Here is a 6,491-nt window from a genome sequence, read left to right on the forward strand (position 1 = left end):
GTAGCTTACCCCGGCCGTCTATGCGGAGCAGCATTCCTAGCCAATCACCCGGCCGAGCATCTCCCTGAAGAACCCTTGTTTCTCATCGTCGAAAACAGACCTGTCCAGGGACAGTGGCCGATCCGTCTCATCTTTCGCGTTGATCTCAGGGAACCACATAATGAGATCGCGTCCAACGTTCGGGTATTCGCCGGGCTGAACTCCGTGGAAGGAATGGTCTGATTTCATGAACGCGAAGAGAGTGTTCGGAACATTCTCAAAGGTTCTTACGAGGTCGAAATCTTCGTGCTTATGATGCTCTGATTCCCAGGATGTGTATCCTTGCTTCTTTGGCCTGTATATGCTCGTGCCGAACTGCATCAATTCGTCGCCCTTGGGAAGGTAGTAAAGAGCGGTGATGAATTTATTCTTTGCATCGGTATGGGGGCCTAAGGCGAAGTGTGCATAATCTCTGGCAAGCAGAGTGCGAGAAACGATCGGTATCTTGCCGTTTCTGGCGGTCTCACGGAGTTGCGAGCGCCGATGCCTGATGTTGGATTTTAAGAGTTCGCCGAATTTGGCTACCATCAGGTCGAGAAAGTCTTGGGAGTTGATCCACCGCTCGAACTCGATCCAAAATGAACGAACGGAACTGTCGAGCTTGGATACCTGGCTTCCTTCAAGCTTTATGAAGAGACGCTCTTGATAGGGTGGGCGATAGGCTTGGTAATCTGAATCTGATGGCAGATTACTGATCAACTCGTTGTAGGTTTCAAGCGGAAGAAGATCGTGCGCATAAAGGTGCGGGAATGGTTCGATCACCAGCGTCGCCGAATCAATACGCGCTCGCGTGTGTTTCTGAACCTCGTCAAAATCGAACATCTTCATTCCCCGCCGATGTGCAACCGTTGCGGGATAGTATGACATGCCACCAGAGTGCAAGCATCTCTGCCAGGAGGCATTCACCTGATACGCTCCACTGAACTGAAGTTTCTTGTAGCCTGTGCTCTCCCTTTCGGGGTGTCAGCATCCACTGCCCCTTTGTGCCGCTGATCCGTTTTGCCTGGCTGCATGCTAGTCGCTGTGATAGCGAGCATCTGCATGTGGAATGGATGACCCAGGGGGGCGGACATCGCAGATGCCGCGGGTGGACTGAACAGGTTCAAATAGCAACTGATGGAATTCTCCCCCCAACAGGATGACGCCCTGAAGGCCGTCGCGCGATGGCTGAAGGCGGGCCGGCCGCAGATCTTCCGGCTGTTCGGCTATGCCGGCACCGGCAAGACGACGCTCGCCCGCTATTTCGCGGAGCATGTCGACGGGCAGGTCCAGTTCGCTGCCTTTACCGGAAAGGCGGCGCAGGTGCTGCGCTCCAAGGGCGCCACCAACGCCCGCACCATCCACTCGCTGATCTACCGCCCGCGCGGCGAGGAGGCGGTGGCGGACGAGGTCACCGGCAAGACGTCGATGTCGCCGACCTTCGGGCTCAATCGCCAGAGCCCGATTACCCGGGCAAAACTCGTGATCGTCGACGAGTGCTCGATGGTGGACGAGGAACTCGGCCGCGACCTCTTGAGCTTCGGCACGCCGATCCTCGTGTTGGGTGACCCGGGCCAGTTGCCGCCGATCTCGGGTGGCGGCTTCTTCACCGAGCACGAGCCAGATTTCCTGCTGACCGAGATCCATCGCCAGGCGCGCGACAATCCGATCATCCGGCTCGCCCTCGATGTGCGGGAAGGGCGCGAGTTCATGAAAGGCGACTACGGCACCGCCCAAGTGATCGGTCGAGAGGATGTCACGCAGGACCTGGTGCTCAGGGCGGACCAGGTGCTGGTCGGCACCAACCGGACGCGGCGGCGCTACAACACGCGGCTGCGCGAGCTGAAGGGTTTCTCGGCCTCTTATCCGCAGGCCGGCGACAAGTTGGTGTGCCTCAGGAATGATCCGAACAAGGGCCTGCTGAACGGCTCGCTTTGGAAGGTGATGACGTCGGCGCGCGAAACGGTGAAGCCGGGCATAAACCTGTTGGTCTCGCCGGAGGAGGACGATCCGGACCGTGGGGTGGCGAAGATCAAGCTGCTCAAGGCGGTGTTCGAGGACCCCGAGGCCGAGATTCCCTGGCAGCAGAAGAAGCGCTTCGACGATTTCGATTACGGCTATGCGTTGACCGTTCACAAGGCCCAGGGCTCGCAATGGAACGAGGTCGTGCTGTTTGACGAGAGCTTTGCGTTTCGTGATACGCGCGAGCGTTGGCTCTACACGGCGATCACGCGAGCGGCGGAGCGGCTGACCGTGGTGCGCTGAGGATCTCGATTCCCAACATCGTTGGCCGCCCGACGTGTCACAAAGTCGCAGTTCCGAGCCAGGCCCAGGCGGCGTCCTCCTTGTCCGGCGGAAATTGCCTCACTTCGACCGGATCGGCGTCGAGGAACAGCGCACCATGGGCCGCCAGAATCGCAGCAGCTTTCCCAACGATGGCGCAGCGGCGTACATGCCGTCGTGCGTCTGCCTTTCCCTGCTTGATCGTCGCGGGATCGGCCTCGGCCCAGTCCACGCCTTCGATATCGATCAATCGGATCAGCACGTCGTTACGCGGGTGAAGCGCGTACGCCGCCTCCAGAAGTCCGAACAGATTCTCGATGTCCGAGGTGGAAACATGACCGACGATGTCGAAGGCCTGCAGGTCTGGCCGGTCCGAGTCGATCCGGCGCACCGCAGGGACAGAATCAAGCATGCCCAATGACTGCGCTCCCTTGGCTCTTGGCGTATCACTGGAACACCAGAATCCTCTTTCCGTTCCAAACCTTCTGCCTGTAGGGAACGCTGCGGCTCCGCGTTCGAAAGGTCACAAACATGCCCGCGAGACTTTCCGTGAACCTCAATGCCATTGCGATGCTGCGCAATCGCCGCAATCTGCCTTGGCCGAGCGTGGTCGGCCTGGGGCGGATAGCGCTGGCCGCTGGGGCTCACGGGCTGACCGTTCACCCGCGGCCGGATCAGCGGCACATCCGTTTCTCGGACCTGCCGGAAATCAGGGCGCTTATAGACGACGAGTTTCCGAGGGCGGAGTTCAACATCGAGGGGTTCCCGACCGAGGAGTTTCTCGAACTGGTCGAGCGCAACGAGCCGAATCAGGTGACTTTGGTCCCGGACGATCCCGCACAATCGACATCGGATCACGGCTGGGATTTAGCTGGTCAGGGCGAGTTCCTGAAGCCGGTGGTAAAGCGTCTGAAGCGGAGGGGACTGCGCGTTTCGCTGTTCGTCGATCCGGAGCCTGCCGGCCTCGAGAAGGCGCGTGAATTGGGCGCCGACCGCATCGAGCTCTATACCGGCCCTTACGGCAGCTGTCATTCCAATCCCCAAGGAGCCATTAGGGAACTGGAAAGGCTGGGGAGAACGGCGGATGCCGCGACCGCTGCCGGACTTGCCGTGAATGCCGGCCACGACCTCACCGTCGCCAACCTTCCGGCACTGGCCGAGCAAATCCCTCAACTTGCCGAGGTGTCGATCGGGCACGCGCTGACCGCCGATGCCCTCGAATTCGGTATGCCGGAAACGGTAAGGCGATTTCTGGCAGCATGCGGCTGGTGATCATACTTATCTACACAGTGCATGACAGCCATCTCGATCCTGCAATTGTACTAGCCCTGGAACAGGCGTAGAGCGCCGCCCGTTTCGGGTGGCGTGACATACTGAACGGCCACTGGAGGTTCGACCACATGGCCAATACAGTGCCGGTTACCCTCACACACGATCAGGACAATCGTGCGCTGATGCTAGGAGCGATCGGGGTCGTCTATGGCGACATCGGTACCAGCCCGATCTACGCTTTCCGCGAGGCTCTCGCGGCCTCGTCCTCCGACGGCTCGATGGTGGAGCGCGCCGATGTGCTCGGCGTCCTGTCCCTGATCGTCTGGGCGCTGACGATCATCGTGACGATCAAATACATCGGCTTCGTGCTCAGGGCCGACAACCGCGGGGAGGGTGGCATGCTCTCCCTGATGGCGCTTGCCCGAAGCAGCTTCAAGAACCGGTCCAGCATCATCCTGCTGATCGGAATTCTCGGTGCTGGGCTGTTCTACGGCGACGCCGTGATCACGCCTGCCATTTCCGTGCTCTCCGCGGTCGAGGGCATGGAGGTGGTGACGCCGACCTTCCAGCCATACGTGGTTCCCCTGACGCTGATCATCCTGATTGCGCTGTTCTCGGTCCAGCGCTTCGGAACGGCCAGTGTCGCAAGTGTTTTCGGGCCGATCACCCTGCTCTGGTTCCTGGCGATCGGCGTTTCCGGGCTCTTCCACATAGTGGAGGACCCCCACATCCTGCTTGCCCTCAACCCTCTCGAGGGCGCGATCTTTCTTTTCGATTCTCCGGGGGTTGCGTTCGTGACCATCGGAGCGGTCTTCCTGGCGGTGACCGGCGCCGAAGCGCTCTACGCGGACCTCGGCCATTTCGGAAGGCGTCCAATCGTGCTCGCCTGGTTCTCCGTCGTGTTCCCCTGCCTGCTGCTCAATTATTTCGGTCAGGGCGCCTTCGTGCTCGGCCACAGCCAGGCGATCGGGAACCCCTTCTTCGAGATGAACCGCGGCTGGATGCTGATGCCAATGGTGGGCCTGGCGACGGCGGCGACCGTCATCGCCAGCCAGGCGGTCATCACGGGCACCTATTCGCTCACCCGACAGGCGGTGCAACTCAACGTGCTGCCGCGACTCGATATACGTCACACCTCCGAAACCCAGTCCGGCCAGATATACCTGCCTCGGGTGAACTGGACCCTCGCGGTCGTCGTGGTCGCTCTCGTGGTTGGGTTCGGCGCCTCCAGCCGCCTTGCGGCGGCCTACGGCATTTCGGTGACCGGCAATATGCTGATCACCACGATTCTGCTCTTCTTCGTCATGAAGCGTATCTGGAATTGGCCGCTCATATCGGCCGTCGCGTTGACGGCGCTCTTCGCGACCGTCGACCTCGGGTTCCTGTTCTCGAACATCCTGAAGGTGCATGACGGTGGCTGGGCGTCGCTGCTGATTGCCGGCTGTGTCGTGCTCCTCATGACCACCTGGGTCAGGGGCACGCGCCAACTTTTCGAGAAGACACGAAAGAATGAGATGCCGCTCTCGTTGCTCGTCGAGAGCCTTTCAAGGAAGCCGCCGCCGCGCGTGCCCGGAACTGCGGTGTTCCTAACCAGCAATCCGGGATTTGCTCCGACTGCGCTCATGCACAGCCTCAAACACTACAAGGTGCTGCACGAACAGAACGTCATCCTCACGGTTGTGACTGCTCCGCAGCCGAAGGTCCCCGATTCCGAACGGGTGAACATCGAGAAGATCGACGATCTGTTCATGCGCGTTACGATGAACTTCGGCTTCATGGAGCAGCCGAACATCCCGAAAGCCTTAGCGATATGCCGGAAGAAAGGCTGGAAGTTCGACATCATGACGACCTCGTTCTTCCTGTCGCGGCGTGCCCTAAAACCTTCGCCGACGTCTGGCATGCCGCGCTGGCAGGACAGGCTCTTCATCCGGCTCGCGCGGACGGCGGCCGACGCCACCGAATACTACCAGATCCCGACCGGCCGGGTGGTGGAGATAGGCACCCAGGTCGCTGTCTGAAGCCGGCAACCGGAACCGTCAGACCCGCAGTCTTTAGGGACCCGGCTAGCCACGAGCGCGATCACGAGCTCTCCCTGAAGGTAACGATGGCGACTTCGCCCTCCAGTGCGCCCTGATAGGCGGAGGCGTGCGGCTCTTCATCCGGCGCCCCTTGCATCTCGCCGATCTGGTCCAACTCGACCTCTGCGTAGCCCTCCTTGGCGAGGGCCTCCAGGGCGGTGCGCACGGCCGTGTCGTCGTCTGGAGCCACGAGGAGGACGTGCACGCCTTCGCCTTCGCCGTCCTTCGTCCGGTAGACCCGGCCTGTAATGATCGTGACCGGCGTAGGTTCGTTGTCGTTCATCAGGCTCACTCCGCTTACCCCTATTGATTCTAGTCCTTCCGCAACCACATAGCGGAAGACGGGCCGGCGGAAAGCACAACTGTCCTGGTTCGCGCACGATCGTGACTCAGCCGCCGCCCCGCGGGAAACAAAATTCCGGGCACTTGCGGCATCATCGCATGGTACCTATGTGGGCGCGACATTTCGCGTTTCGGGGTTGACTTGGCTCCTCTCCTATGGGTAGAAGCCGCGCGTCTGAACCGATGTGAGGTCTGACGGTTCGGGGCGTCTCGCCCTGGAGTTCGCACCTCAAACAGGGTTCGTTACTGCGAGCGAAACACATTTCGGCATGCACGAAGCGCATTGCGCTTCCTCTGCTTCTGTTTCGGGCGAAACCGTGAGACGCGGTTTTTTTGCCCGAAATTGCTTGTTGGAATGGCGTTCGGAACCGCCCCGGGACGGGCCCTAGACACGGACTACGAGAGACAAGAGGATTTAATGCCTACCGTCAACCAGCTGATCCGCAAGCCGCGCATCGCGCCGGTGAAGCGCAACAAGGTTCCGGCCATGCAGCAGAA

Annotated in this window: 6 protein-coding genes and 1 pseudogene; 4 read left to right on the forward strand and 3 right to left on the reverse strand. The window is 60.5% G+C overall.

Going from position 1 to position 6,491, the window contains the following annotated elements; all coding sequences use genetic code 11:
- Positions 1-36: 36 nt before the first annotated feature.
- Complete coding sequence (locus HUI96_RS27230) at positions 37-861, reverse strand: hypothetical protein (RefSeq protein ID WP_188257842.1); 825 nt, start codon at positions 859-861, stop codon at positions 37-39.
- Positions 862-1,155: 294 nt separating this feature from the next.
- Between HUI96_RS27230 and HUI96_RS27235 the strand changes: the two genes are divergently transcribed.
- A complete protein-coding gene (locus HUI96_RS27235) occupies positions 1,156-2,283 on the forward strand; it encodes an ATP-dependent DNA helicase (RefSeq protein ID WP_188257843.1) in 1,128 nt (375 codons plus the stop codon).
- A 37-nt stretch (positions 2,284-2,320) separates the two neighbouring features.
- On the opposite strand, the gene HUI96_RS27240 is transcribed toward HUI96_RS27235, so the two are convergent.
- Positions 2,321-2,713 carry an STAS/SEC14 domain-containing protein gene (locus HUI96_RS27240; protein ID WP_337918661.1) on the reverse strand — a complete coding sequence of 131 codons (393 nt, stop codon included), beginning with the start codon at positions 2,711-2,713 and terminating at the stop codon, positions 2,321-2,323.
- Positions 2,714-2,832: 119 nt separating this feature from the next.
- Here HUI96_RS27240 and HUI96_RS27245 point away from each other — a divergent pair, with 119 nt between their 5' ends.
- Positions 2,833-3,573 (forward strand): pyridoxine 5'-phosphate synthase, encoded by a 741-nt coding sequence (locus tag HUI96_RS27245; protein ID WP_188257845.1) that lies wholly within the window; start codon positions 2,833-2,835, stop codon positions 3,571-3,573.
- Between the two features lie 128 nt (positions 3,574-3,701).
- Entirely contained in the window at positions 3,702-5,591 is a 1,890-nt protein-coding gene (locus tag HUI96_RS27250; protein ID WP_237684417.1) for a potassium transporter Kup, read from the forward strand.
- A 61-nt stretch (positions 5,592-5,652) separates the two neighbouring features.
- On the opposite strand, the gene HUI96_RS27255 is transcribed toward HUI96_RS27250, so the two are convergent.
- Positions 5,653-5,934, reverse strand: a complete 282-nt coding sequence (locus HUI96_RS27255; protein WP_188257846.1) for a transcriptional regulator — start codon at positions 5,932-5,934, stop codon at positions 5,653-5,655.
- 477 nt (positions 5,935-6,411) lie between these two features.
- On the opposite strand from HUI96_RS27255, the pseudogene HUI96_RS30390 reads away from it, so the two are divergent.
- Positions 6,412-6,491: pseudogene (locus HUI96_RS30390) on the forward strand (30S ribosomal protein S12); the annotation flags it as partial.

It is taken from the genome of Pseudaminobacter soli (ex Zhang et al. 2022) (assembly GCF_014595955.1).
In the GTDB taxonomy this organism is placed as follows: domain Bacteria; phylum Pseudomonadota; class Alphaproteobacteria; order Rhizobiales; family Rhizobiaceae; genus Kumtagia; species Kumtagia pseudosoli.

Coding starts and splice junctions, on each gene's coding strand:
- HUI96_RS27230 (WP_188257842.1), bottom strand. CDS start 861: ATGTTCGATTTTGACGAGGTTCAGAAACACACGCGAGCGCGTATTGAT.
- HUI96_RS27235 (WP_188257843.1), top strand. CDS start 1,156: ATGGAATTCTCCCCCCAACAGGATGACGCCCTGAAGGCCGTCGCGCGA.
- HUI96_RS27240 (WP_337918661.1), bottom strand. CDS start 2,713: ATGCTTGATTCTGTCCCTGCGGTGCGCCGGATCGACTCGGACCGGCCA.
- HUI96_RS27245 (WP_188257845.1), top strand. CDS start 2,833: ATGCCCGCGAGACTTTCCGTGAACCTCAATGCCATTGCGATGCTGCGC.
- HUI96_RS27250 (WP_237684417.1), top strand. CDS start 3,702: ATGGCCAATACAGTGCCGGTTACCCTCACACACGATCAGGACAATCGT.
- HUI96_RS27255 (WP_188257846.1), bottom strand. CDS start 5,934: ATGAACGACAACGAACCTACGCCGGTCACGATCATTACAGGCCGGGTC.